The sequence below is a fragment of the Mycobacterium sp. E3251 genome (assembly GCF_001666835.1).
Lineage (GTDB): Bacteria > Actinomycetota > Actinomycetes > Mycobacteriales > Mycobacteriaceae > Mycobacterium.
On record NZ_LZJF01000107.1, the window covers coordinates 66,194 to 90,836 of the forward strand.

At 68.7% G+C, this 24,643-nt stretch carries 32 protein-coding genes and 1 pseudogene; 10 read left to right on the forward strand and 23 right to left on the reverse strand.

Annotated elements, in window-relative coordinates:
• Positions 1 to 6: 6 nt before the first annotated feature.
• From A5697_RS13435 to secY, 5 genes are all read right to left on the reverse strand, one after another.
• Positions 7 to 735: an anti-sigma factor gene (locus A5697_RS13435; RefSeq protein ID WP_156673286.1), complete on the reverse strand. Its 729-nt coding sequence runs from the start codon at positions 733 to 735 to the stop codon at positions 7 to 9.
• Positions 736 to 777: 42 nt separating this feature from the next.
• A complete protein-coding gene (locus tag A5697_RS13440) occupies positions 778 to 1,323 on the reverse strand; it encodes a sigma-70 family RNA polymerase sigma factor (protein ID WP_082953377.1) in 546 nt (181 codons plus the stop codon).
• 148 nt (positions 1,324 to 1,471) lie between these two features.
• Entirely contained in the window at positions 1,472 to 2,272 is an 801-nt protein-coding gene (map, locus tag A5697_RS13445) for a type I methionyl aminopeptidase (protein WP_067950648.1), read from the reverse strand.
• 2 nt (positions 2,273 to 2,274) lie between these two features.
• On the reverse strand, positions 2,275 to 2,820 hold the full coding sequence (locus tag A5697_RS13450; protein WP_067950646.1) for an adenylate kinase: 546 nt from the start codon (positions 2,818 to 2,820) through the stop codon (positions 2,275 to 2,277).
• Entirely contained in the window at positions 2,817 to 4,142 is a 1,326-nt protein-coding gene (gene secY, locus A5697_RS13455) for a preprotein translocase subunit SecY (RefSeq protein WP_067950644.1), read from the reverse strand. Before secY ends, A5697_RS13450 begins: the two co-directional genes overlap by 4 nt.
• Positions 4,143 to 4,375: 233 nt before the next feature.
• On the opposite strand from secY, the gene A5697_RS13460 reads away from it, so the two are divergent.
• Positions 4,376 to 5,281 carry a class I SAM-dependent methyltransferase gene (locus tag A5697_RS13460; RefSeq protein ID WP_068010906.1) on the forward strand — a complete coding sequence of 302 codons (906 nt, stop codon included), beginning with the start codon at positions 4,376 to 4,378 and terminating at the stop codon, positions 5,279 to 5,281.
• Between the two features lies 1 nt (position 5,282).
• Here A5697_RS13460 and A5697_RS13465 read toward each other — a convergent pair whose 3' ends face one another.
• On the reverse strand, positions 5,283 to 5,948 hold the full coding sequence (locus A5697_RS13465) for a GNAT family N-acetyltransferase (RefSeq protein ID WP_067950640.1): 666 nt from the start codon (positions 5,946 to 5,948) through the stop codon (positions 5,283 to 5,285).
• 9 nt (positions 5,949 to 5,957) lie between these two features.
• Entirely contained in the window at positions 5,958 to 7,319 is a 1,362-nt protein-coding gene (locus A5697_RS13470; protein ID WP_068010930.1) for an FGGY-family carbohydrate kinase, read from the reverse strand.
• Between the two features lie 30 nt (positions 7,320 to 7,349).
• Here A5697_RS13470 and A5697_RS13475 point away from each other — a divergent pair, with 30 nt between their 5' ends.
• From A5697_RS13475 to A5697_RS13490, 4 genes are read left to right on the forward strand one after another with little or no spacing between them, the layout of a single operon-like run.
• Positions 7,350 to 8,330 carry an NAD(P)-dependent oxidoreductase gene (locus A5697_RS13475; protein ID WP_068010931.1) on the forward strand — a complete coding sequence of 327 codons (981 nt, stop codon included), beginning with the start codon at positions 7,350 to 7,352 and terminating at the stop codon, positions 8,328 to 8,330.
• Positions 8,327 to 8,989: an L-fuculose-phosphate aldolase gene (locus A5697_RS13480; RefSeq protein WP_156673287.1), complete on the forward strand. Its 663-nt coding sequence runs from the start codon at positions 8,327 to 8,329 to the stop codon at positions 8,987 to 8,989. Before A5697_RS13475 ends, A5697_RS13480 begins: the two co-directional genes overlap by 4 nt.
• Entirely contained in the window at positions 8,989 to 9,906 is a 918-nt protein-coding gene (locus tag A5697_RS13485; protein ID WP_068010908.1) for an MBL fold metallo-hydrolase, read from the forward strand. Before A5697_RS13480 ends, A5697_RS13485 begins: the two co-directional genes overlap by 1 nt.
• A gap of 2 nt (positions 9,907 to 9,908) precedes the next feature.
• On the forward strand, positions 9,909 to 10,946 hold the full coding sequence (locus A5697_RS13490; protein ID WP_068010911.1) for a dihydrodipicolinate reductase: 1,038 nt from the start codon (positions 9,909 to 9,911) through the stop codon (positions 10,944 to 10,946).
• Between the two features lie 10 nt (positions 10,947 to 10,956).
• Here the strand turns inward: A5697_RS13490 and A5697_RS13495 are convergent, their stop codons facing one another.
• On the reverse strand, positions 10,957 to 11,811 hold the full coding sequence (locus tag A5697_RS13495; RefSeq protein ID WP_067950634.1) for an AraC family transcriptional regulator: 855 nt from the start codon (positions 11,809 to 11,811) through the stop codon (positions 10,957 to 10,959).
• Between the two features lie 74 nt (positions 11,812 to 11,885).
• Between A5697_RS13495 and A5697_RS13500 the strand changes: the two genes are divergently transcribed.
• Complete coding sequence (locus tag A5697_RS13500; protein ID WP_369806115.1) at positions 11,886 to 12,524, forward strand: class I SAM-dependent methyltransferase; 639 nt, start codon at positions 11,886 to 11,888, stop codon at positions 12,522 to 12,524.
• On the opposite strand, the pseudogene A5697_RS27745 reads toward A5697_RS13500, so the two are convergent.
• A pseudogene (locus A5697_RS27745) lies at positions 12,521 to 12,666 on the reverse strand (oxidoreductase); the annotation flags it as partial. The gene A5697_RS13500 and the pseudogene A5697_RS27745 sit on opposite strands and share 4 nt — an antisense overlap.
• Before the next feature lie 98 nt (positions 12,667 to 12,764).
• On the opposite strand from A5697_RS27745, the gene A5697_RS13505 reads away from it, so the two are divergent.
• From A5697_RS13505 to A5697_RS13515, 3 genes are read left to right on the forward strand one after another with little or no spacing between them, the layout of a single operon-like run.
• Complete coding sequence (locus A5697_RS13505; protein WP_068010914.1) at positions 12,765 to 13,715, forward strand: class I SAM-dependent methyltransferase; 951 nt, start codon at positions 12,765 to 12,767, stop codon at positions 13,713 to 13,715.
• Between the two features lie 10 nt (positions 13,716 to 13,725).
• The gene (locus A5697_RS13510) at positions 13,726 to 14,640 is read left to right on the forward strand and encodes a class I SAM-dependent methyltransferase (protein WP_068010916.1); all 915 of its coding nucleotides are present in this window, start codon (positions 13,726 to 13,728) and stop codon (positions 14,638 to 14,640) included.
• 22 nt (positions 14,641 to 14,662) lie between these two features.
• Positions 14,663 to 15,577, forward strand: a complete 915-nt coding sequence (locus tag A5697_RS13515) for a class I SAM-dependent methyltransferase (RefSeq protein WP_067950626.1) — start codon at positions 14,663 to 14,665, stop codon at positions 15,575 to 15,577.
• A 3-nt stretch (positions 15,578 to 15,580) separates the two neighbouring features.
• Here the strand turns inward: A5697_RS13515 and sppA are convergent, their stop codons facing one another.
• Positions 15,581 to 17,353, reverse strand: a complete 1,773-nt coding sequence (gene sppA / locus A5697_RS13520; RefSeq protein WP_068010917.1) for a signal peptide peptidase SppA — start codon at positions 17,351 to 17,353, stop codon at positions 15,581 to 15,583.
• A 39-nt stretch (positions 17,354 to 17,392) separates the two neighbouring features.
• On the opposite strand from sppA, the gene A5697_RS13525 reads away from it, so the two are divergent.
• Complete coding sequence (locus A5697_RS13525) at positions 17,393 to 18,319, forward strand: LLM class flavin-dependent oxidoreductase (RefSeq protein WP_068010919.1); 927 nt, start codon at positions 17,393 to 17,395, stop codon at positions 18,317 to 18,319.
• Here the strand turns inward: A5697_RS13525 and rplO are convergent, their stop codons facing one another.
• From rplO to A5697_RS13590, 13 genes are all read right to left on the reverse strand, one after another.
• Positions 18,320 to 18,760, reverse strand: a complete 441-nt coding sequence (rplO, locus tag A5697_RS13530; RefSeq protein WP_067950619.1) for a 50S ribosomal protein L15 — start codon at positions 18,758 to 18,760, stop codon at positions 18,320 to 18,322.
• Positions 18,757 to 18,939, reverse strand: coding sequence for a 50S ribosomal protein L30 (rpmD, locus tag A5697_RS13535; RefSeq protein ID WP_067754267.1), 183 nt, complete (start codon positions 18,937 to 18,939; stop codon positions 18,757 to 18,759). The genes rplO and rpmD overlap by 4 nt, the downstream gene beginning before the upstream one ends.
• Positions 18,936 to 19,610, reverse strand: a complete 675-nt coding sequence (rpsE, locus tag A5697_RS13540; protein ID WP_066945871.1) for a 30S ribosomal protein S5 — start codon at positions 19,608 to 19,610, stop codon at positions 18,936 to 18,938. Before rpsE ends, rpmD begins: the two co-directional genes overlap by 4 nt.
• 38 nt (positions 19,611 to 19,648) lie before the next feature.
• Positions 19,649 to 20,017, reverse strand: a complete 369-nt coding sequence (gene rplR, locus A5697_RS13545; RefSeq protein WP_082948339.1) for a 50S ribosomal protein L18 — start codon at positions 20,015 to 20,017, stop codon at positions 19,649 to 19,651.
• 41 nt (positions 20,018 to 20,058) lie between these two features.
• Entirely contained in the window at positions 20,059 to 20,598 is a 540-nt protein-coding gene (rplF, locus tag A5697_RS13550; RefSeq protein ID WP_067943622.1) for a 50S ribosomal protein L6, read from the reverse strand.
• Between the two features lie 10 nt (positions 20,599 to 20,608).
• Positions 20,609 to 21,007: a 30S ribosomal protein S8 gene (gene rpsH, locus A5697_RS13555; RefSeq protein ID WP_008260619.1), complete on the reverse strand. Its 399-nt coding sequence runs from the start codon at positions 21,005 to 21,007 to the stop codon at positions 20,609 to 20,611.
• 170 nt (positions 21,008 to 21,177) lie between these two features.
• Positions 21,178 to 21,363, reverse strand: a complete 186-nt coding sequence (locus A5697_RS13560) for a type Z 30S ribosomal protein S14 (protein WP_007167851.1) — start codon at positions 21,361 to 21,363, stop codon at positions 21,178 to 21,180.
• 4 nt (positions 21,364 to 21,367) lie between these two features.
• A complete protein-coding gene (gene rplE / locus A5697_RS13565; protein WP_067943625.1) occupies positions 21,368 to 21,931 on the reverse strand; it encodes a 50S ribosomal protein L5 in 564 nt (187 codons plus the stop codon).
• Complete coding sequence (gene rplX / locus A5697_RS13570; RefSeq protein ID WP_066945894.1) at positions 21,931 to 22,248, reverse strand: 50S ribosomal protein L24; 318 nt, start codon at positions 22,246 to 22,248, stop codon at positions 21,931 to 21,933. The genes rplE and rplX overlap by 1 nt, the downstream gene beginning before the upstream one ends.
• Positions 22,249 to 22,617 (reverse strand): 50S ribosomal protein L14, encoded by a 369-nt coding sequence (rplN, locus tag A5697_RS13575; protein WP_003403649.1) that lies wholly within the window; start codon positions 22,615 to 22,617, stop codon positions 22,249 to 22,251.
• Positions 22,618 to 22,817: 200 nt separating this feature from the next.
• A complete protein-coding gene (locus A5697_RS13580; protein WP_068010934.1) occupies positions 22,818 to 23,354 on the reverse strand; it encodes a DinB family protein in 537 nt (178 codons plus the stop codon).
• Between the two features lie 71 nt (positions 23,355 to 23,425).
• Positions 23,426 to 23,716: a hypothetical protein gene (locus A5697_RS13585; protein WP_068010920.1), complete on the reverse strand. Its 291-nt coding sequence runs from the start codon at positions 23,714 to 23,716 to the stop codon at positions 23,426 to 23,428.
• A 177-nt stretch (positions 23,717 to 23,893) separates the two neighbouring features.
• The coding region (locus A5697_RS13590; protein ID WP_156673288.1) for an HNH endonuclease signature motif containing protein at positions 23,894 to 24,643 on the reverse strand (750 nt) is incomplete at its 5' end.

Here is a 24,643-nt window from a genome sequence, read left to right on the forward strand (position 1 = left end):
CGACCCCTAGAGCGAACGCTGCAACAGAACCTGGCCGCTATCGGCGGCCACCACCTGAACGGCCGCGATCTGGTCGACCGGCGTCGAGATGCTGCCCGCGGGCGTCGCGGTGTGGCCGGGTACGGCCACCCAGGTCGCCAGCCGGGTCTGGCTGCCGTCGCGGCCCACCACGACCATCGCCAGCGTGTCGTGGTGCGCGTTGAGCGGGGCCAGGCACACGCACCGCAGGTTGATGGAGGTTCCCCAGTGCTGGCTGGACAGCTCGACCGTCGAGGCCAGCAGGGTGGTGCCCACCTGCGCCATCGGCGCCGATGACGCGGTCACCTGCTGTGACGGGGACGAGGAATACCCCTGCACCCCGACGAACACGCCGATCGCCAGCACCACCGCCGCGGCCGACGAAGCCACCCAGGTCACTATCCGCGTGCGGCGCCGGCGCCAGCTCACCTTGGCCAGCAACGACGTCAGCAGCTCCGGCGACATCTCCGGTGTCGCCGACAACCCGGCGGCCGGGCCGGAGTCGTTGATCGCCGCCACCTCGTCCGGGCCGAGCTGCGAGAGCAGCGCAGGCACGCCGCTCAAGTCGGCGACGGCCTCCCGACACGCCGGGCAGTGCGCCAGGTGCGCCTCGAATTCGCGTCGCTCCACCGCCGACAACGAGCCCAACACGTATGCGGCATCCCACATCACGTACGGGTCGTCCGGCGGCCCGATGCCCCGCAGCGGCGTCTTCATGTCATCCATTTTCCCCAGCACCCTTCAAGCATTCGGAGCCCCTCACCGGGTAACTCCGAGTTCCTGCAGAGTGAGTCGCAACGCCCGCACGGCGTAGTGTAATCGCGACTTCACCGTTCCTTCCGCGATCCCGAGGTCTGCAGCAATCTGCGCGGTGGTCCAGCCGCGGTAGTACGACCGGTCGACCACGGCCCGGTGCTCGGCGGACAGCTGCGCCATCGCGTCGGCGATCAGCAGCTTGTCCAGCGCGGCATTCACCTCGTCCGGCGTCGACCGTTCGGGCGCCCCCGCCTCGTCCGTCGAACCGACGACGTTGCGGAACCGTGCGCTGCGCCGGTCGTCGATGATCATGTTGCGCGCGACGGTGAACAGCCACGCCCGCGCCGAGCGCTCGGTGTCCCCGACGACCTCCGGATGCTGCCAGGCCCGCAGCAACGTCTCCTGCACGACGTCCTCGGACTGGCTCGCATCCCCGGTGAGCCGGAGCGCGTAACGCCACAAAACCGCTGCGTGTTCGTCGTACAGCGCCTTCATCAGGGCGGCTTCGGCGGTCCCGGACGCCCTCGAATTGCCTGCAACACGGGCCACTCCATCACCTCCGACTACTGAAACGAGTCGAACGGGTGCTCGGTTCAATCGCCACGACCCGCCGCGCCCGGCTTCGCCGCGCTTGCGGTCGTGGCCGGTTCAATCGCCACGACCCGCCGCGACTCGCCACGCCGGGCGACGCAGCAGGCTAGGCCAGCGTCAGGATGCGCGGACCGGCGTCGGTGACCGCGACGGTGTGCTCCCAGTGTGCCGCACGGGAGCCGTCGGAGGTGGTGACGGTCCACGCGTCGTCGAGCACCACGGTCTTGCCCGTCCCGAGGGTCAGCATCGGTTCGATCGCCAGCACCGACCCGGGGGCCAGCAGCGGGCCGCGTCCGGGCGCGCCCTCGTTGGGCAGGAACGGGTCCATGTGCATTTGCCGCCCGATGCCGTGGCCGCCGTAGCCCTCCACGATCCCGAACGCCCGCCCGTGCCGGTCCGCCGCCGCGCGCGTGCCGGTTTCGATGGCGTGCGAGACATCGGTCAGCCGGTTGCCGGGAACCATTGCCGCGATCCCGGCCTCCAGCGATTCCCTGGTGGCGTCGCAGAGCGCCTGGTCGGCCGCGTCGAGGGTGCCGACGCCGAACGTGATCGCGGCGTCACCGTGCCAGCCTTCCAAGATCGCGCCGCAGTCGATGGACACCAGGTCGCCGGGCGCCAAGATCTCTGCGGCCGACGGAATCCCATGGACCACCCGCTCGTTGACCGACGCGCAGATCGACGCCGGGTAGCCGTGATAGCCGAGGAACGACGGAACTGCGCCCGCCTCCCGGATCACCGACTCGGCGATCTGATCGAGGCCCAGCGTCGACACCCCGGGCACCGCCGCCGCCCGCACCGCATGCAGCGCGGCCGCGACCACCGCCCCCGCCGCCGCCATCGCGTCGAGCTCACCGGCGGTGCGCTGCGGAACGACTTTGTGTCTCCGCAGCCGCGCCAGCGCGCTCATCGTTACTTGCCCAGCGCTTGCAGGGCGCGGGCGAACACTTCGTCGAGGGTGCCGATCGCGTCGACGGTCTTGAGTTCGTCGCGGTAGTACTCGAGCAGCGGCGCGGTCTCGTCGCGGTACACCTTCATCCGGTTCAGGATGACGTCGTCGGTGTCGTCGGCGCGGCCACGGGCCTTGAGCCGTTGCAGCAGCTCGTCCTCCGAGACGCGGAACTCCAGCACCGCGTCGATGTCGGTGCCGCGGCGTTCGAGCATTTCGTGCAGCGCCTTGGCCTGCTCCGTCGACCGCGGATACCCGTCCAGGACGAAGCCGGCGTCGGCGTCGGCATCGCTGAGGCGGTCGTCGACGAGCTGGTTGGTCAACTCCGAGGGCACCAGGTCGCCGGCGTCCAGATAGCGCTTGGCCTCGAGACCGAGTTTGGTTCCGTTCTCGATGTTGCTGCGGAACAGCTCGCCGGTGGAGATGTGCGGGATCCCGAGCTTCTCGGAGAGCTTCTGGGCCTGCGTTCCCTTGCCCGCCCCCGGCGGGCCCAGCAAAACGACTCTCACTTCAGGAACCCCTCGTAGTTGCGCTGCATCAGCTGGCTCTCGATCTGCTTGACCGTATCCAAGCCGACACCAATCATGATCAAAACCGCGGTACCGCCGAACGGCAAATTCTGAACCGCTCCGCCGTTGCCGATTTGCAGGAACAAGTTGGGCAGCACGGAGATGGCGCCGAGGTAGATCGAGCCGGGCAGGGTGATCCGGCTCAGCACATAACGCAGGTAGTCGGCGGTGGGCTTGCCCGGCCGGATGCCCGGAATGAACCCGCCGAACTTCTTCATCTCGTCCGCACGCTCGTCGGGGTTGAAAGTGATGGACACGTAGAAGTACGTGAAGAAGATGATCAGCCCGAAGTAGATGCTGATGTAAATCGGATCGCTGGGATCGGACAGGTAACTGCCGACGAACTTGTCCCACCAGCTATTGCCCACTCCACCACTGCCGCTGCGGATCAGCTGCGTGATCAGGTGCGGAATATAGATGAGCGACGACGCGAAGATGACCGGGATGACGCCGGCCTGGTTGACCTTGAGCGGCAGGTACGTCGACGTTCCGCCGTACATGCGCCGGCCCACCATGCGCTTGGCGTATTGCACCGGGATGCGGCGCTGCCCCTGCTCGACGAACACCACGCCGACGATGATGACGAGGGCGGCGACGCAGACGGCGCCGAAGATCATCCCGCCGCGGCTGTCCAGGATGGTCTTGCCCTCGGAGGGGATGCGGGCCGCGATGCCGACGAAGATCAGCAACGACATGCCGTTACCGATGCCCCGCTCGGTGATCAGCTCGCCCATCCACATGACCAGCGCCGCGCCGGCCGTCATCACCATCACGATGACGACGAGCGTGAAGATGCTCTGGTCGGCGATGATGTCCAGCGAGCAGCCCTGCAGCAACCCGCCGTTGGCCGCCAGCGCCACGATGCTGGTCGCCTGCAGGATCGCCAGCGCGATCGCCAGATAGCGGGTGTACTGCGTCATCTTGGCCTGGCCGGACTGGCCTTCTTTGCGCAGTTCCTCGAACCGCGGGATGACCACCGTGAGCAGCTGCACGATGATGCTGGCGGTGATGTAGGGCATCACCCCGACGGCGAACACCGTCAGCTTCAGCAGCGCACCGCCGGAGAACAGGTTGATCAGCGAATAGATCTGTCCGGCCGCGCCGCCGCTGGCCTCCTTGATGCACTGCTGGACGTTCGGGAAATTGACGCCAGGGGACGGCAAAGCAGCGCCCAGCCGATAGAGAACGACGATTCCCAGCGTGAAGAGGATCTTCCGTCTCAGGTCGACTGTCCGCAGCGATGAGATGAAAGCCGAAAGCACTCTTCCTCCTGCGCAGCCGGGGGGTTTCCTGCATTACGCGCCCAACACCCGCAGGCCAGGACGTACGGCCGACTTATCTGCAGCGCGTCAAACCGTGTACGAGACTAACAGCTGGTCTGGGCAAGTCCGTCCAGGGCCGTCAAGGACGACCCATAAAAAGCACAGGAAGCCGCAAGCCGTGGGGCGTAGAGTGCTCTTGGTTCGTTGCATTTGCTAAGTAAATGGGGAGCAGCATGACACGCACTGACCAAGACAGTTGGGACTTGGCCTCCAGCGTCGGTGCCACCGCCACGATGGTCGCCGCGGCCCGCGCGCTGGCCAGCGAGGGCGCCGACCCGATCATCGACGACCCGTTCGCGGCGCCTCTGGTGCGAGCTGTCGGCCTGGAATTCTTCCGCCAACTGGTCGACGGTGAAGTGGCCCCCGCGGACGCCGAGGACGGCGAACGGGACCTGCAGCTGGAGACGGATTCCATCGCGGTGCGCACCCGCTTCTTCGACGACTTCTTTCTCAATGCGGCCCGGGACGGGATCCGTCAGTCGGTGATCCTGGCGGCCGGCCTCGACGCCCGCGCATACCGGCTGAGCTGGCCGCCCGGGAGCGTGGTCTACGAGGTGGATCAACCCAAGGTCGTCGAGTTCAAGACCGCCGCCATGACCGAGCTGGGCGCCTCCCCGACCGCCGAGCGGCGCACCGTCAGCGTCGATCTGCGCGACGATTGGCCGGAAGCGTTGCGGCGCAGCGGTTTCGACCCGTCGCAACCGACATCGTGGAGCGCCGAGGGCCTGCTCATGTACCTGCCGCCCGAAGCCCAGGACCGGCTCTTCGACAACATCACCGAGCTCAGCGCGCCCGGGAGCAAGCTGGCCACCGAATTCCACGGCGACTCCGGCCGCACGATGACCGAACGCGCGCAGCAGTTCAACGACCGGTGGGCAAACCTGGGCTGCGACATCGACCTGTCGGGGCTGTTCTTCGAAGGGGAGCGCAGCAACGTCGTGGACTACCTGACCGGCCGCGGTTGGCGGGTGAGCACCCGGCAGCGGCGCGAGTACTTCGCCGACTACGGCCTCGTCTTCCCGGACGACGAGACGTCCCAGCTGCGCAACATCGTCGCCGTCACCGCGACGCTGAGCTAGCTCAGGCGGGCCTGGCGGACGGCGCGCGCACCACCATCGGCACGGCGGGGAAGCACCAGGCCATCTCGGTGCGCGACTTGCGCAGCGCGGCCGTGCCGTAACCCTTCTTGCGGTGCTCGGGGTGGATCCAGATGCGCACGTTGACCTCCCCGCCGAGCAGCTCGCCGAACACCATTCCGACCTTCTCGCCGGAGTCGACGGCCACGAACCACGCCGCCTCCTCGTCGTCGAGGCGCCCCAGCGCCGCGCTGATCTCGTCGTCGAGGTTGCCGGCCGGGCCGCCGGACCCGTCGCCGGCGGCTCCCATGTCCTGGGTGCGCGCGGCGAAGATGTCGCGGTCGGTTTCCGCCGAGAAGGGCCGCAGCTCCAGGGTCTCCCCCGAGCTCGCCGGACGCTCGCCGAGGGTGAAGCTGAGCTGCTTGTTGAGGTCCTCGAGTTCGGCCAGGATCTTGCGGCGCGAGTCGATGGTGAGCTGATCGAACGACATCCCCATCACCGCTTCGGCGGCCACGTGCGAGGTGTCGAGCAGGCGGACGATCGCCTCGACCGCGGCCGCCTTGTTCTCGGACTCCACCACGACGTCGGCGATTTCATGCCGCCGTTCAAGGGCTTTCAGCAGGGCATCGGCAATCTCGCGACGGGCGGCTTTGCGATCGTGGTCGGTCATTGCAACAGCCTAGAACGCCGCCGGAGGGAGCGCGCTACATCTGTTCTTTCCCAGCTCCAGGAACCGCTGGTAGCGGTCCTCGACCGCGGGGGCCCAGGCGGAATCGGGTTCGACGACGCGCTCGGTGGAGACCCACCGGGCGGCGTCGGCGATCGATGTTTCCAGGCCGGCCGCCATGCGCGCGAGGAAGGCCGCGCCCAGCGCCGCCCCCTCAGGCACCGCCGACACCTCCACCGGCCGCCCGGTGGCGTCGGCGATGGCCTGCATCCACGGTGCGACCCGGGTGCCGCCGCCCGTGGCGACGATGCGCGCCACCGGTGCCCCGCTCAGCTCGATGAGCTGACGGACCACAAAGCCCGACGCCTCGTAGGCGGCCCGGCGCAGCGCGGCCGCGTCGTGGGTGAGATCCAGCGCGTCGAGCACGGCCCGGCGATCCGGGTCATGGAACGGGGTGCGCTCCCCGCGAATGTAGGGCGACCACACCGGCACCCGCCCGGGCCGCGCCGCGGCCGGGTCGCCGGGCGCGACCACGCGGTCCACCCAGCCGAGGAACAGCCCGCCGGCATTGCTCGCCCCGCCGATCTGGCTCTTGCCCGCGGCGGTATGCGGGATGGTCCACAGGCCCGGCACCTGCCGGGGCTCTCCGATGGTGGTCCACACGATCAGGGTGGTGCCGCACAGCACCAGCACGTCGCCGTCGCGGTCGGCGCCGGCCACGATCTGTTCGCACAACGCGTCGATCGCGCCGATTCCCAGGGCGGCGCCGCTGCCGTGCACCTCCCCCACGGCGGCCCCCATGCTCTCCACCCGTGGCATCTGCTCGGGCCGCGCGCCCCGCTCGGCGCACGCCTCGAGGTTCCAGCCCGTCCCGTCGAACAGCGGGTACGCCGTCGCGGCGGTGGCGAAGTCGATCACCGCCTCGCCGGCAAGGGCGTGGTTGGCCACCGCCGGCGCCGGCCAGTATCCGGCCGCGTCCGGCGCCTGCGCCGCCGTCCAGCGCAGGAACTCGGCGGCCTCGCCCAGGGCGGGCAGCGGCTGCACCGGTTGTTCCGGTGTTCGGCCCCGTTCGTCGCCGTACAACAGTCCCGGCGTCATCGGCACGCCCTCGGCGTCGACGGCGGTCAGCGACGGCACCATCGCCGATACGGCCACCGCGCGGACGTTCGGCCCGGGGTTCAGCCGTTCCAGCGCCGCCACCGGTCCCCGCCGCCACGCCTCGTCGGCGTCGTGCTCGAGCCGGTTCGGCGCAGGCATCCGCAACTGGTGCGGGATCCGCGCCCGCGCCGTCACCCGGCCGTCGGCGTCCGCGGCGACCGCTTTGACCGCGGTGCTGCCGACGTCGACGCCGATTGTGACGACTTCACGTGACACGGGCGTCACCGTACGCCAGCATTGGGGTTCGTGACGTCAAGACCGCGCGCGTTGGTGACGGCCCCGCTGCGGGGACCGGGCTTCGCCAAGCTGAAGCAGCTGGCCGACGTGGTCTATGACCCTTGGATCGAGCAGGCCCCCCTGCGGATCTACAGCGCCGAACAACTGGCCGAGCGCATCACCGTGGAGGCCGCCGATGTGGTTGTGGTGGAAAGCGACTCGGTGGGCGGGCCGGTGTTCGACTTGGGCCTTCGGGTGATCGCCTCGACCCGCGGCGACCCCAACAACGTCGACATCGCGGGGGCCACCGCGGCCGGGGTTCCGGTGCTCAACACCCCGGGCCGCAACGCCGACGCGGTCGCCGAGATGACGGTGGCCCTGCTGCTGGCCGCCACCCGCCAGCTCGTGCCCGCCGACGCGGATGTCCGCAGCGGCAACATCTTTCGCGACGGCAGCATCCCCTATCAGCGGTTCCGCGGCTGGGAGGTCGCCGGGCGCACCGCCGGCCTGGTGGGTCTCGGCGCCGTCGGCCGCGCCACCGCATGGCGGCTGTCCGGGCTGGGCCTGCGGGTCATCGCCCACGACCCGTACAACGACGACGCCCGGCACGGCCTGGACGAGCTGCTGGGCGAGGCCGACGTGATCTCCCTGCATGCGCCGGTCACCGACGACACGGTCGGCATGATCGGGGCGCCGCAGTTCGCCGCCATGCGCGACGGCGTGGTCTTCCTCAACACCGCCCGCGCCCAGCTGCACGACACCGACGCGCTCGTCGACGCGCTGCGCGACGGCAAGGTGTCCGCCGCGGGCCTGGACCACTTCGTCGGCGAGTGGCTGCCCACCGACCACCCGCTGGTCGGCATGCCCAATGTCGTGCTGACGCCCCACATCGGCGGCGCCACGTGGAACACTGAGGCTCGGCAGGCGCAGATGTTGGCCGACGACCTGGAAGCGCTGCTGGCCGGCGGCACGCCCGCCCACATCGTCAACCCGGAGGTGCTCGGCCCATGACGTCCGTGAAATCGGTGGCCCACCCCGAAACCGCCGTGCTGGACGCGGCCAAGGACATGTTGCGCCGGGGCCTGGTCGAGGGAACCGCGGGCAACATCTCCGCGCGGCGCTCCGACGGCAACATCGTCATCACGCCGTCGTCGGTCGACTACCGCGACATGCAGCTCGACGACCTCGTGCTCGTAGACCCGGACGGCGCCGTGCTGCACGCCGCGGATGGCCGCTCGCCGTCCTCGGAGATGCAGCTGCACCTGGCCTGCTACCGCGCGTTCGACGACATCGGCAGCGTCATTCACAGCCACCCGGTGTGGGCGACCATGTTCGCCATTGCGCACCAATCGATTCCGGCGTGCATCGACGAGTTCGCGGTGTACTGCGGCGGCGACGTCCGCTGCACCGAGTACGCCGCCTCCGGCACTCCCGACGTCGGCGCCAACGCCGTCAAGGCGCTCGACGGCCGGGGCGCCGCGTTGATCGCCAACCACGGACTGGTGGCCGTGGGGCCGCGGCCCGACAAGGTGCTGCACATCACCGCCCTCGTCGAGCGCACCGCCCAAATCGTCTGGGGCGCAAGGGCCCTCGGCGGTCCGGTGCCCATCCCCGAGGATGTCAACCGCAACTTCGCCGGCGTCTACGGCTACCTGCGCGCGAACGTCTGATGCGCCCGGTCCGGTTCGGCCACGCGACCGTCGCGCGGGTACTCGAGCTCCAATTCGACCTGGACACCCGCCTTTTCGCGCAAACGCCGCCGTCGGGCTGGCGAGACAACGCCGACCTGCTGGTGCCCGACTTCTTCGATCCCTCCACCGATCAGTGGCACATCGCGATCCAGAGCTGGGTCATCGAGGTGGACGGGTTGACCGTCGTCGTGGACACCGGTGTCGGCAACGATCGCCAACGCCCGCACATGCCGCCCCTGGACCATTTGAACACCGGCTTCCTGGCCGCCCTGCGATCGGCGGGCGTCGACCGCACCGCCGTCGACGTGGTGGTCAACACCCACATCCACTCAGACCACGTCGGGTGGAACACCATGCTGGACAACGATTCCTGGGTGCCGACCTTTCCCAACGCCCGATACGTGGTGCCGGCGGCCGACTACCGGCACTTCGCCCCCGATGGGCCCGCAGCGAGGCGATCGCCGCGCAGCGAAGAGGAAGCGGCCCAGCAGCGCGGTGACCAATTGGTGTTCGCCGACAGCGTTGCGCCCATCGCCGAGGCGGGCCAGCTCGTCCCGTGGTCCAGCGATTACCAGATCAGTGCGTCCCTGCGGCTGCGGCCCGCCCCCGGGCACACGCCGGGCTCCTCGGTGCTGTGGCTGGATGCGGGTGAGCCGGCGGTCTTCGTCGGCGACCTCACCCACAGCCCGCTGCAACTCCGTCGACCCGGCGACGCCTGCGCCTTCGACGTCGACGCGGCGGCCGCCGCGGTGACCCGCCGCAGGATATTCGCCGAGGCGGTCCAGGCCAAGGCTGCCGTGATACCCGCGCACTACCCCGGCCATGGCGGCGCGACGATCCGCGCCGTCGACGATCAATTCGACGTCGATCACTGGCTCGACATCGATACGGTGTGAGCATGGCGCGCTACCGAGTGGTCCAATGGTCGACCGGCAACATCGGTAAGCGAGCGCTCGGCGCCCTGCTGGAGCGCGACGACTTCGACGTGGTGGGCGTTCATGCGTTCGGTTCGGACAAGGTGGGCCGCGACGCGGGCGAGCTGGCGGGCCAAGCCTCGGCCGGCGTCGCCGCGACCGGCGACGCCGACGCGCTGATCGACCTCCGACCGGATTGCGTGTGCTACATGCCCCGCGCCATCGACTACGAGCTGGTGACCAGGATGCTGCGCAGCGGCATCAACGTCGTCACGACGGGTGATTTCCTCACCGGCACCCATCACCCGGCCGAACTCCCCGCGCTCGAAGCGGCGGCGCAGGAGGGACGGGCGACCTTCCTGGGCACCGGATTCGAACCGGGCTTCATCAACGTCGTCGCCGGCTTCCTCACCGGCGCATGCCGAAAGATCCACAGCGTCAAGCTCGTTGAAACCTTGGACTGCACCACCTATCCCGTATGGGACGTGTGGAAAGTGCTCGGATTCGGCAAAACACCCCGTGAGCCGGTGACCCACATCGATCCGGAGACACAACGCTACGGCCTCGGCTATTTCGAGACCCTGGACATGATCGCCACAATGCTGGGCGTCGAGCTCGACTCCAAGGACGCGTTCGTCGAGCCGGCGGTGTTGACCCGCGATCTCGACCTGGGCTGGGTGAACTTCGCCGCCGGCACCGTCGGCGGACAGCGCCGCACCTATCGCGGCCATCTCGGCGGTCGTCCGGTCGTCGAGCTCGCCATCTGCTGGACGATGAGCGACGACGCGCTCGACCCGAAATGGACCGACCCGAAGGGCTTCAGCGTGGTGATCGAAGGCCAGCCGCGCGTCGACGCGACCATCCGATTCGGTCACCCCGGCGAGGACGTGATGACCGTGTTGATGGACAGCACCGCCGTCGCGGCGGTCAACGCCATCCCGTTCGTCTGCGACGCGCAACCGGGCGTCATCACCCCGATCGACTTGCCCATCACCGGATCTCACGGGGCGGTCACCGTTTGAGTCGCGGCATTCAGGCCGCCCGGCCGCGCCATGCGCGTGGCGATACTCCATGGGTCCGGCTGAACAGCCTGCTGAAATAGCCCGCGTCCGCGATCCCGACCCGCCCGGCGACCTCGGCGATCGGGAGATCGGTTTCGGCGAGCAACGTCCGCGCCTCCGCCATGCGGCGCTCGGTGATCCACTCCCCCACGGTGCGTCCGGTGCGGCGCCGGACCACGGTGGTCAGGTGTCCCGGGGTGATGCCGAGTTCACCTGCCACGTCGCGCAGTGACAACGGCTCGGCGTGCCGCCGGTCGATCACGTCGAAGACCCCGGCCAGCAGCGGTTCACCGCTGCGCCGCAGCTCGGCGACCACCGGGCCGGCCAGGCGCGCGAGGTCGATCAACAACAGGGTCAGGTGCGCCAGCACCGCCTGCCGATAACCGTCCTGCCGCGCACCCAATTCCGTTTCGATCGACCGGATCGCGGCGTCCCACGCCGCCCGTCGGTCCGCGGGCACATCCAGCCGCAGGATTCCGCCGGACTGTCCGTGCAGGAACGGGAACAGCAGGGGGTGCGCCCGCCAGGCCGGCCACGGCGATCGCGCGTCCTCGCCGAGCGCGGCGGGATCGAAGAACACCGCCACTCCGGCGTCGTGAAGCTCCAGCCGTGCGGGTTCGAGCACCCGGCCCGCGGCCGCCACGTAGACCAGTCCGGCCGCGGGCAGGTACCAGAGCGCCGGAAAGTCGTGAATGTGGCGACCGCGATCGATGAAATCCTCGGGACCTGACCTCACCACCGACACCGGCGGCGTGTCCGGATCGGTGCGGTATTCGTAGATCGGCACCCCCGCGCGACGCCGAACCATCCGAGCAGGTTGCGTCATGTCACCGAAAATAGTCTAATTTTCCCCGAGAATCACCCAATTATTCTGGGCTCCATCGATTCACCATGGATTTCGTGACAAAACATCATCCACATGACTACTTGCCCGCCGCCGGTCACGACGCGCTGCTGCCCTGCTACGACCTGATCTCACGCCTGCTTGGTGTTAAACGGTTCCATCAGGCGCTGATCGCTCAGGCCGACCTGGCCGACTGCCATCGCGTCCTGGAAATCGGCTGCGGCACCGGCAATCTGATTCTTCGGGCCAAACGCGAGTATCCCCGCTTGGAGGCGGTCGGATGCGACCCCGACCCGCGGGCGCTCGATCGGGCGCGACGCAAAGGGGACGGCGTCCGTTTCGAGCACGGCTACGCGGAGCGGCTCCCCTACGCCGACGGCGAATTCGACCGAGTGCTGTCGTCGATGATGCTGCACCATATCGCCGATCAGTCGAAAACCGCTGCGGCTCAGGAGGTTTTTCGTGTCCTGCGCCCCGGCGGCAGGCTGCATCTGGTCGACATCGGCGGCGAGGAGACCGCCGACCGCGGCCCGCTGGCGCGGCTCGTCAGGCGCAACCCCCACGCGGCGGGAAATCTCGGGGATGCGATTCCTCGACTGCTGACGGCGGCGGGATTCGACTGCACCGAGGTCGCATCGACGCCGCACCGCGTTCTCGGGCGACTGAACTACTACCGCGCCACCCGCCCCGCCTAACGCTGATCGGTAGCGACTTTCACCGCTCCGCTTTCGCCCTGGTTGGCGATCGCGAGGAACGCGTCGCGCCATCGCTCGACTCCCAACGGCCGGGCGCGTGAACGCCGGCCTGCACCAGCGTGCCCCGGGAGCGCAGCACCCGATCCGTCAAGGTTGCCGCGAATTCGCGGAAGCGTACAGTGGTGGAGGCTTGTTATATCGGCTAAATATTAGATTGACTATTCCTGAACAGGGGCGAACATGACTTCCACCAGGTACGAGGGCGACACCTGGGACCTGGCGTCCAGCGTCGGGGTGACCGCGACGATGGTCGCCGCCGCCCGCGCCGTGGCGACCCGCGCCGACCGTCCGCTGATCAACGACCCGTTCGCCGAGCCGTTGGTCCGGGCCGTGGGCGTGGACCTGCTCACCCGGCTGGCGACCGGCGAGGTGAACCCGGACGAGCTGAACGACGCGCACGACGGCGCGACCGGATCCGCCGGCGCGATGTCCCGGATGGCCGACAACATGGCCGTGCGCACGAAGTTTTTCGACGAGTTCTTCCTGGACGCGACGCGTGCCGGCATCAAGCAGGCGGTGATCCTGGCCTCGGGGCTGGACGCCCGCGCCTACCGGCTGGCGTGGCCCGCCGGGACCGTCGTCTACGAGGTCGACCAGCCCCAGGTGATCGACTTCAAGTCGCGCACGCTGGCCGACCTGGGCGCCGCGCCCACCGCCGACCGGCGAGTGGTGGCCGTCGACCTGCGCGACGACTGGCCGGCCGCGTTGCGCGCCGCAGGATTCGACCCGGCCCAGCCGACCGCGTGGAGCGCCGAGGGCCTGCTGGGGTACCTGCCCCCGGAGGCGCAGGATCGCCTGCTGGACACCATCACCGAACTCAGCGCGCCGGGCAGCCGGTTGGCCGTCGAGAGCGCGCCCAACCCCGAACCCGGGGACGAGGACAAGCTGAAGGAACGCATGCAGCACATCTCCGAACGCTGGCGTGCGCACGGTTTCGACCTGGACATGGCGGGGCTCGTCTACTTCGGGGAACGCAACGAGGCCGCCCCCTACCTCGGCGAGCGTGGTTGGTCGCTGAACGGCGTCAGCATCCGGGAGCTGTTCTCGGCCAACGGGCTTCCGCCGCTCGAGGACGACGACATCCGCATGGGCGAGATGCTTTACGTAAGCGGCACACTGGACACGAAATAGGAGCCTTTGCATGACTGTGGAATCGGGACGTACCGAAGGCGACAGCTGGGGACCCGGGTCCAGCGTGGGAGCGACGGCCACCATGGTCGCCGCATCCCGCGCGGTGGCGTCACAGGGACCCGACGCATTACTCGACGACCCGCTGGCCGAACCGCTGGTCCGCGCCGTCGGCCTGGAGCCCTTCATCCGCATCGTCGACGGACAGGTCGATTTCGAGGACGACCCGCTGTTCAACCGCAAGGCCCGGGCCGAGCAGATCACCGTTCGCACCCGGTTTTTCGACGACTTCTTCACCGGCGCCACCAAAGATGGTGTGCGGCAGGCGGTGATCCTGGCGTCCGGCCTCGACACCCGCGCCTACCGGTTGCGGTGGCCGGCGGGCACCGTTGTCTACGAGATCGACCAGCCGCGGGTCATCGCGTTCAAGACCGACACGCTGGCCGGCCTCGGCGCCGCCCCGACGGCCGAGCGCCGCGCGATCGCCATCGACCTGCGTGACGACTGGCCGGCGGCGTTGCGCGAAGGCGGGTTTGACGTGACGCGGCCGACCGCGTGGAGCGCGGAGGGCCTGCTGCCCTACCTCCCGCCCGAGGCGCAGGACCGGTTGTTCGACAACATCACCGCGCTCAGCGCGCCGGGCAGCCGGGTGGCGACCGAACACGTGCCCGACCCCAACGCCTTCTCCGACGAGAGGTTGCAGCGCATCAGCGAAAGGTGGCAGCGCTTCGGCTTCAACCTCAACGCGGCCGACCTCTTCTACCGGGGCGAACGCAACGTCGTCGTCGACTACCTGAAAACCCACGGCTGGCAGGTGGAGACCCACCCGGCCCGGGAATTGTACGCGCAGAACGGCTTTGAATTTCCCGAGGACGAGATGTCGGCCACCTTCGGCGAGCTGAGCTACGTCGCCGCGACGCTGGCGTAGCGGGTTGGCTAGGGTCTCACCTATGTCACGCGCTCACGACGACGAGTGGGATCTGGCGTCCAGTGTGGGCGCCACCGCGACCATGGTGGCCGCCGGCCGCGCCATGGCGACGAAGGATCCCCGCGGCCTGATCCACGACCCGTTCGCCGAGCCGCTGGTGCGCGCGGTGGGGGTCGATTTTTTCACCAAGATGATGGACGGCGAGCTCGACCTCGACGCGATCGAGAACGCGTCGCAGGTGCGCATGCAGGCGATGGTCGACGGAATGGCCGTGCGCACCAAGTATTTCGACGACTACTTCGTCAACGCCACCGGCGGCGGAATCCGGCAGGTGGTCATCCTCGCATCGGGGTTGGACGCGCGCGCCTACCGGCTGCCGTGGCCGGACGGCACGGTGGTCTACGAGATCGACCAGCCCCGCGTCATCGAATTCAAGACGGGCACGTTGGCCGGCATCGGTGCCGAACCGACCGCGACGCGGCGCACCGTGCCGATCGACCTGCGCGCCGACTGGCCGGCCGCCCTGAAAGCGGCCGGGTTCGATACGACGGCGCCGACGGCGTGGCTGGCCGAGGGTCTGCTGATCTACCTGCCGCCGGACGCCCAGGACCGGTTGTTCGACAACATCACCGCGCTCAGCGCGCCCGGGAGCACGATCGCCACCGAATTCGTGCCCGGCATCGTCGATTTCGATGCGGACCGGGTGCGGGAGATGTCCGGTTCCTTCCGCGACCACGGCGTGGACATCGACATGGCGTCGCTGGTCTACGCCGGCGAACGCAACCACGTCCTGGACTATCTGCGGTCCAAGCGGTGGAACGTCGAGGGCACCACCCGCACGGAACTGTTCCGCCGCCAGGGCATCGAGGCGCCGCCCCCGCAAAACGACGACCCGCTCGGCGAGATCATATTCATCAGCGGCGGGCTCACCGCTTAGCGCTTAGAACCGCGACGGCCCCGGCCACAGCGCGCTGGCGCCGCTCAGCGTGTGCTCGACGTTGTCCAGGACACCGGTGACCGTGCGGCCCAGCAGCGCGGCCAGTGCGTCCGGCAGCGATGCGGCGGCGGGTTGCGACGATGCGCGCGGCCGGACCATGTCCAGCAGCGACGAGCCCGGATAACTGACGATGCGGACGTCGCTGTCCTCGTCGAGGCCGGCGAGGACTTTGGCCCGGCGCACGGCGGTGCGGAACCCGCCGAGTTCGTCGACCAGGCCGCGATCCAGCGCGTCGGCGCCGGTCCAAATCCGTCCCTGCGCAACACGATCGACCGCCTCGGCGGTCAGGTTGCGGGCTTCGGCGACCCGCTGCACGAAGTCGGCGTAGAACAGGTCCGCCTCCGCTTCGCGATGCGCCTGCTGCTCCGGCGTGAACGGTGCGTCGATCGACCAGGCGTCGGCATTGGCGTTGGTGCGCACGGTATCCGACCCGACCCCCAACCGCTCCAACAGATCGCGGATCACCAGCTTGCCGGTGATCACGCCGATCGAACCGGTGACCGTCGCCGGGTTGGCGACGATCGCGTCGGCCCCCATCGAGACGTAGTAACCGCCGGAGGCGGCGACCGCGCCCATCGAAGCGACCACCGGCTTGCCCCGCTTGCGGGCGCGGGTCACCTCGCGCCAGATGCTCTCCGACGCCGTGATGGTGCCGCCCGGGCTGTTCACCCGCAGCACGATCGCGGACACCGAGTCGTCGGCGCCGGCCTCCCGCAGCGCCGCCCCGATGGTGTCGCCGCCGGCGGTCGAAGTGCCCAACGGCAGGAACTGCGGCCCACCGCGTCCGTCGACGATCATGCCGTCGACGGTGATGACGGCCAGGGTCGGCTTGGGCCGGCGGCCGGGCACCGGCGGCTTGGGCGGAGTCAGCCGGGGGCGGGCCGCACCGGCGTAACGCGCCAGGTACAGCCGCGGCGGGTCGGTCTCATCCGAAACATCCTTCACCCCAACCAGTTCCGCCATGCGGGCGTAGGCTTCGTCGCGAAATCCGATCCGGTCTAGCAGCCCGGCGGACACGGCGTCGTCGCGCAGCAGCGGCGCGCGGTCGGCCAGCGCGTCGAGCGCGCCGGCGTCGAGTTTGCGCGATTCGGCGATCGCCTGCCACGCCTGCTGCTGCAGGCTTTCCAGCATCCGGGTGACGGCCTCGCGGTGGGCCGTCGTGAAGCCGTGTTCGGTGAAACGGTTTGCCGCCGACTTGTATTGGCCGCGCGCGACGAATTGGGGTTCGATCCCCGCCTTGTCGAACGCGTCGCGCAGGAAGGTTTCGTTGCTCGCGAAGCCGATCAGCCCCACGCTTCCCGACGGCTGCATCCAGACCTCGCCGAACGCCGAGGCCAGGTAGTAGGACAGGGTGCCCGGGTAGGTTTCCGCCCAGGCCAGCGACGGCTTGGCGGCGGTGAACATGGCGATGGCCTCACGCAGCTCCTGCACCGCCGCCGGCGGTGAGGCCGCAAGTTGGACCCGCGCGATCAGCCCGGCGACCCGCGGGTCCTCGGCCGCGCGGTGGATGGCGGCGACCGCGTCGCGCAGCGCCATCGGCCTGCCGCCGGTGAGGATCGCGAGCGGGTCGAACCCCGTCGCCTCCGGCGGCGCCGACCGCAGGTCGAGCTCGAGGACACAGCCATTGGGTACGCCGTGGTGGCGGGCGGTGTCGACTCGTACGGCCAACGCGCGGACGTCGTCGACCCCGGGCATCGAGGGCAGGAAGGCGAACATGTTTGCAGCGTACCGACACCGCCGCCGTACGGTGATGGGGTGAGGTTCTCCATCGCCATCCCCCAATTCGACTACGACCGGTTCGACGCCGAAGGCCTGCGGGCGTACCTGCTTCGGGCCGAGGAGCTCGGGTTCGAGGGGGGTTGGGTGCTCGAGCAGATCATCGGGGACGCACCGCTGCTGGCGCCGCTGGAGCTGCTGGCCTACTGCGCGGCCTGCACCGAGCGGCTGCGTCTGGGCGTCGCCGTGCTGGTGACGTCGTTGCACGATCCGCTGCAGCTGGCCTCTTCCGTCACCGCGGTCGACCGGCTCAGCCACGGCCGGCTGGACGTCGGCGTCGGGACGGGCGGCGGTTTTCGCAGGTTCGCCGCGTTCGGCGTCGAAAAGGAAACGTACATCTCGTATTTCACCGAGGGTCTGAAGCTGATGAAGGCCGCCTGGTCAGACGAACCCCGGGTTACGTTCCATGGCCGGTTCCGCGACGTCGACGACGTGCCGATCGCGCCCAAGCCGGTACAGCGGCCGCACCCGCCCATCTGGTTCGGCGGCCTGGCGCCGAAGGCCCTGGCCAGGGCGGTGCGCCACGGCGACTCCTTCATGGGCGCCGGTTCGTCGACCACCCAGGCGTTCGCCGGGGCGGTGACCGTGGTGCGCCGCGAACTCGACGAACAACGAAAGGACCCAACCCATTTCACCATCGGCAAGCGCGTCTACCTGATGGTCGACGACGACGCGGCGCGGGCGCGCGAGCGCGTGCTGGCTGGCCTGCGGCGGATCTACGGCAAGATGCCCGGCGTCGAAGACGTTCCGGTGTCGGGCACACCCGACGACGTGGCACGCGGGCTGCGCGAGGTGATCGACGCCGGCGCCGAGTACCTGTTGCTCAATCCGGTCGGCGTCGACGTTCCAGAGAACCGCGAGCAGATGGAACGCCTTGCCGCGGAAGTGATTCCGCGGCTTGGCTGATCAGAGCTCGGTGACCGAGCCGCCCGCGGCGGTGATCTTCTCCCGCGCGCTGCCGCTGAACTTGTGCGCGGAGACCTCGAGCTTGACGGTCAGCTTGCCGTCGCCGAGGACCTTGACCAACGAGTTCTTGCGGACCGCACCCTTTGCGACCAGCTCGTCGACACCGATGGAGCCGCCCTGGGGGAACAGCCGGTTGAGGTCGCCGACGTTGACGACCTCGTACTCGGTGCGGAACCGGTTGCGGAAGCCCTTGAGCTTGGGCAGCCGCATGTGAATCGGCATCTGGCCGCCCTCGAAGGTGGCCGGCACGTTCTTGCGGGCCTTGGTGCCCTTGGTGCCGCGGCCGGCGGTCTTGCCCTTCGAGCCCTCACCGCGACCGACGCGGGTGCGGGCGGTCTTGGACCCGGGCGCGGGCTTCAGATCGTGCAGCTTGATGGTCACTGTGTCTCCTCCACCTCAACGAGGTGATTGACCACCGCGATGAGGCCGCGGGTCTGTGGGTTGTCCTCACGGATCACCGAATGGCGAATCCGTCGCAGGCCCAGGGTGCGCAGGCTCTCCCGCTGCTTCCAGCGGGCCCCGATGGTGCTGCGCACCTGGGTGATCTTCAGTTGGCTCATTGCGGTGCCGTTCCCTCACGCGCGGCACTGGCGGCCAGCGCTTCACTTTCCCGTCGCGCCTTGAGCATTCCGGCCGGGGCGACGTCCTCGATCGGCAGCCCGCGGCGGGCCGCCACCTCCTCGGGACGCTGCAGCAGCTTGAGCGCGGTGACGGTGGCATGCACCACGTTGATCGCGTTGTCGCTGCCCAACGACTTGGCCAGGATGTCGCGCACCCCGGCGCATTCCAGCACCGCACGCGCCGCGCCGCCGGCGATCACACCGGTACCCGGGCTGGCCGGGCGCAGCAGCACCACGCCGGCGGCGGCTTCACCCTGCACCGGGTGCGTGATGGTGCCGCCGATCAGCGGCACGCGGAAGAAGCCCTTGCGCGCCTCTTCGACGCCCTTGGCGATGGCGGCCGGAACTTCCTTGGCCTTGCCGTAGCCGACGCCAACCATGCCGTTGCCGTCGCCGACGATGACCAACGCGGTGAAGCTGAAGCGCCTACCACCCTTGACCACCTTGGAGACACGGTTGATGGCGACGACCCGCTCCAGGTAGTTGCTCTTGTCGCCGTCGCGGTCGCGGCCACCCCGCCCGCCGCCATCGCGCCGGCCGCGGCTGTCGCGGTCGCCGCGCGAGTCACGGCTGTCTGGGGCGCCCTGCCCGCCGGCCGACTGTTCCGCCATTATGCGGTCCTTCCAGTCTTGTTCGAGGTCTCGATCATCTAGAAACTCAATCCGTTCTCGCGGGCGGCATCGGCCAGCGCCGCGATCCGTCCGGCGTAGGTGTAACCGCCGCGGTCGAACACCACGGTGTCGATGCCGGCGGCCTTGGCGCGCTCGGCGATCAATTGGCCCACCCGCACGCTGCGGGCCTTCTTGTCGCCCTGCAGGCCGCGCACGTCGTCCTCGATCGACGACGCCGCGGCCACCGTGGTGCCGTTCTCGTCGTTGACCAGCTGCACGTGAATGTGCCGCGCTGACCGGTTGATGACGAGCCGCGGACGCTCCGGGGTGCCCGCGATCTTCTTGCGAAGCCGGGCGTGCCTGCGCAGCCGCGAGACCCGACGAGTTGCGGATACGCTCTGCCCCACCGGCTTTCGCGCGGCGGTGTCAGCTTGTTTTTGCGCCATGACTACTTACCTGTCTTTCCGACCTTGCGGCGGATCTGCTCGCCCTCGTAGCGCACGCCCTTGCCCTTGTACGGGTCGGGACGGCGCAGGCGGCGGATGTTCGCCGAGATCTGGCCGACCTTCTGCTTGTCGATGCCGGTGATCGAGAACTTCGTCGGGGATTGCACCGCGAAGGTGATGCCCTCGGGCGCCTCGATCACCACGGGGTGGCTGTAGCCCAGCGCGAACTCGAGGTTGGCGCCCTTGAGCTGCACGCGGTAACCGACGCCGAAGATCTCCATCTTGGTGGTGTAACCCTCGGTGACTCCGGTGACCAGGTTGGACACCAGGGTGCGCGACAACCCGTGCAGCGAGCGGTTGCGCCGCTCGTCGTTGGGGCGGGTGACCACGATTGCGCCATCGTCGTTGCGGGCCACCGTAATCGGTTCGGCGACCGTCAAATTCAGGCTGCCCTTGGGCCCCTTCACCGAGACGTTCTGTCCCTCGATCGTTACGTCGACTCCGCTGGGAACCGGAACCGGCTGCTTACCAATGCGCGACATGTCTACTCCCTCACCACACGTACGCGAGGACTTCGCCGCCCACGCCCTGTCTGGCTGCCTGACGATCGGTCAGCAGGCCCGAGGAGGTCGAGATAATCGCCACGCCCAGGCCGCCGAGCACGCGCGGCAGGTTGGTGGATTTCGCGTACACCCGCAAACCGGGCTTGGACACGCGCCGCAGTCCGGCGATGCTGCGCTCCCGGCTCGGTCCGTACTTGAGCTGGACGATCAGCGACTTGCCCACCCGAGCGTCTTCGGTCCGGTAATCGCTGATGTAACCCTCGCTCTTGAGGATCTGGGCGATGTTGGCCTTGAGCTTGGAGTGCGGCAGCGTCACCTCGTCGTGATACGCCGAATTGGCGTTGCGCAGACGTGTCAAGAAGTCTGCGATCGGGTCCGTCATAGTCATCGAGCGCTGCTCCTCTTCATCGCTACGGCCCCCTCGCCGCTGCGCTGCTGGGGGTGCCCCCACTGCGTCGTCGTCATCGCGGTCATGACAGCGTTGGTACCTTCCTCGCGGTGGTTCCCGGTCCGGGCCTGTCGCGTGCCTGTTCTGGGTTGGTCTCGGGGTCCTGGCTCTTACCAGCTGCTCTTTTGCACGCCGGGCAGTTCGCCCGCGTGCGCCATCTCGCGCAGGCAGATCCTGCACAGGCCGAACTTGCGGAACACCGCGCGCGGCCGGCCGCACCTGTTGCAGCGCGTGTAGCCGCGCACCGCGAACTTCGGCTTGCGTGCGGCCTTATTGACCAGTGCCTTCTTCGCCATCTACTCAGTTCTCCTTGAAGGGAAAGCCGAGGGCCCGCAACAGCGCTCGTCCTTCGTCGTCGGTCGTCGCCGAGGTGACGACGTTGATGTCCATGCCGCGAACCCGGTCGATCTTGTCCACGTCGATCTCGTGGAACACCGACTGCTCGGCCAGCCCGAACGTGTAGTTGCCCACACCGTCAAACTGCTTGGGCGAAAGGCCGCGGAAGTCACGGATACGGGGCAGTGCGATCGAGGTGAGGCGGTCGAGGAACTCCCACATCCGGTCTCCGCGCAGGGTGACACGCGCACCGATCGGCATGCCCTCGCGCAGCTTGAACTGCGCGATGGACTTGCGCGCCCTGCGGATCTCGGGCTTCTGCCCGGTGATCAGCGCAAGGTCGCTGACCGCGCCGTTGATCAGCTTCGCGTCCCGCGCCGCATCGCCGACGCCCATGTTGACAACGACTTTCGTCACGGTCGGGATCTGCATGACGTTCCCGTAGCCGAACTGCTGCTGCAACGAATCGCGAATCTCGCTGCGGTAGCGCTCTTTCAGGCGCGGCTGCACCTTCTCTGCAGTGGTCATCAGATGTCCTTGCCGTTGCGCTTGGAGATACGAACCCGCTTGCCGGTCTCCTCGTCGACCCGGTAGCCGACGCGGGTGGGCTTACCGTCGGAATCAACCACCATCACGTTGGAGGCATCGATCGGCGCCTCCTGGGTGACGATTCCACCCGACTGGGCTCCGCGCTGGTTGCTCGAAACCGCGGTGTGCTTCTTGATTGAGTTGACGCCCTGGACCAGGACCCGGTTGCGCTCCGGGTAAACCTTGAGCACCTTGCCCTTGGCGCCCTTGTCCTTGCCGGCGATGACCAGGACGGTGTCGTCCTTCTTGATTTTCATCTACAACACCTCCGGGGCCAGCGAAATGATCTTCATGAACCGCTTCTCACGCAGCTCGCGGCCGACGGGGCCGAAGATGCGCGTGCCGCGCGGGTCGTTGTCGGGCTTGATGATCACCGCGGCGTTCTCGTCGAACTTGATGTAGCTGCCGTCCGGGCGGCGGCGCTCCTTGACCGTGCGCACCACCACCGCCTTGACGACATCCCCGCGCTTGACGTTGCCGCCGGGAATGGCGTCCTTGACGGTGGCGACGATGACGTCCCCGATGCCGGCGTAGCGTCGCGACGAACCGCCGAGCACCCGGATGCACAAGATCTCCTTGGCGCCGGTGTTGTCGGCGACCTTCAGCCGCGATTCCTGCTGAATCACTCGATCTCCTGACCTGGTTGCGTGTGCACGGCAGGAGGCAAGCCACAGCCCACCGAATCACCTGACATGCGCGGTCTTTGTCACCGAAGGGCACGCGGGGCCGATTCGCACCGGCCGAGGTCTGCCCAAGGCAACCCCTAGAGTCTAGGTGACGACCAGCTCAGAGCCAAATTCGCGGCCGAGGCGGCTTCCGGGCGGGCTCAAGGAGCCGTTCCCCCGATTCTCCGGATATCGCCGAGGTGGTGCACGCCTTCGTGCATCGCCTGGCGCACGAACCAGCGGGCAGTGCGCCGTTCGCCCGGCAGCCGGGTCCCGGTGCGGTCCCAGTCATGGTCTTTGATGCGCGCGACCTCGTCGCGGAAGCCCGCCACGGCGGCCGCCAGCTCCTCGAGCGTGGCGTCGATGTCGCAATCGTTGTACCGGAAGCGGCGGGCCCGCAGATCGTTGAACATCGGCTCGCACGCAGGCTCGCGCTCGGTGCGGACGCGGTACAGCCGAATGGTGAAGGAGACGTAGACGTCCCGCAGATGGCAGAGGTATTCGGCGACCGACCACACTTCGGGACTGGGGCGTGACCGTCGCGATCCAGGCGGGATCGCGGAGATCGCCTCCCGAATCGCGTCCGGCAGGCCGGCGATGACACCGACCGCGTCGTTGGGCCGAATATCCGAGTAATTCATTCCACAATCAGCGCAGACGTGGTCTTCGGCGGCCAGTGGAGGCAGGGACGCGGGCATGCCCAAATCCTCCATCAGATCGGTGGCGACCCGTTCGGACGACCTGTTGGGCTGTGGCACATCCCCGCGGCTCAGCCGTCGATGTGTATCGGCGGGTCGGCGAAGGCGGGATCCGCCGGGTGCTGGTCGGGGCCCATCGACTCGCAGTGGCCGTCGGGCACCAGGTAGGAACTGGCACCGTTGGGAATCAAGCGCGGAACCGCCACGCAACGCTGCCAGGTGCCGTCGGGCTGGACCGGTCCGTCGCATTTACTGAGGACGTTTCCTCCGTACTGGCAGCCGGCGCTGGCCGGCGGCGCCGAAGCGATCAGCTCCGCGGCCAGGAGCAGCCCGGCCAATCCCCCGACGATGCCGCGCTTCATGCTTGCCTCCCGTCGCATCGCCGCTGCGGCGCGCCGAGCGCTTGGGGTGCACCTCGCTCGGCGGCCCAGCCAGCAGCAATGACGCTACCGCTTAGGCCCGCGGTATTCGCTTCCTTTGAGGTCCCGATTCGACGGATTGCGACGAGCACGGGACCGGGCCGAACCCGTTACCGGCCGTCAGAACGGCGGTGGTTCGGCGTCGGGCGGTGTTGCGGGTCCGGCGCGTTGGGCTAGTCGGGCGTCCCGGTTGTGTCGGCGTTCGGTGGCCACCCGGTACGTGCGGTCTTGGGCGCGGGTGCGGCGCCGTTTCGGCATCATCGCGGTGCGGTCGGTGCAGTAGTCCTGGGGTGGGTCGGCTTCGGCGGCCGCGATCGCCCCGGTGGCCCGGCACAGGCTCGGGAACAGCAGGGCGCTGCCCGGGGTGGTGACGTAGGTGCGCCCGGCCGGGGAGGTCAGGATCAGCGTTCCATCGGGTAATTGCTTCTCCTGCCACCCCCAGAAGGTTTTCACCAAATGGTGTGTGCGGCAATAACATTTGAGATTCGAGGCGTGGGTGGGCCCGCCAGCGCTGTAGGGGATGGTGTGATCGATGTCGCAGGCCACCGCCGGGCAATCGCAACCCGGCCAGCGGCACGTGAGATCGCGGCAGCGCACGAAATCGGCCAACGCCTGCGACGGCACATAACCCGGCTCGGGCGGCGCATCGCCGGGATGGATCAACGGCACCAGCTTGGCCGAGGCGGCCAACTCGGCGACCAGCTCGGGCGGGATCAGTCCTTCGGCGCCCAGCTGGAAGCCCGGCGCCGCGCCGGTGCCGTCGAGGGCGGCTTGTTCGGCGACTACGTGAATGACCACCGCACCGGCCGCCGGGCGCGCGCCCGCCGCGCAGTCGGGGCGCCCACACCGACAGCCCAGCCGATCCGCGCA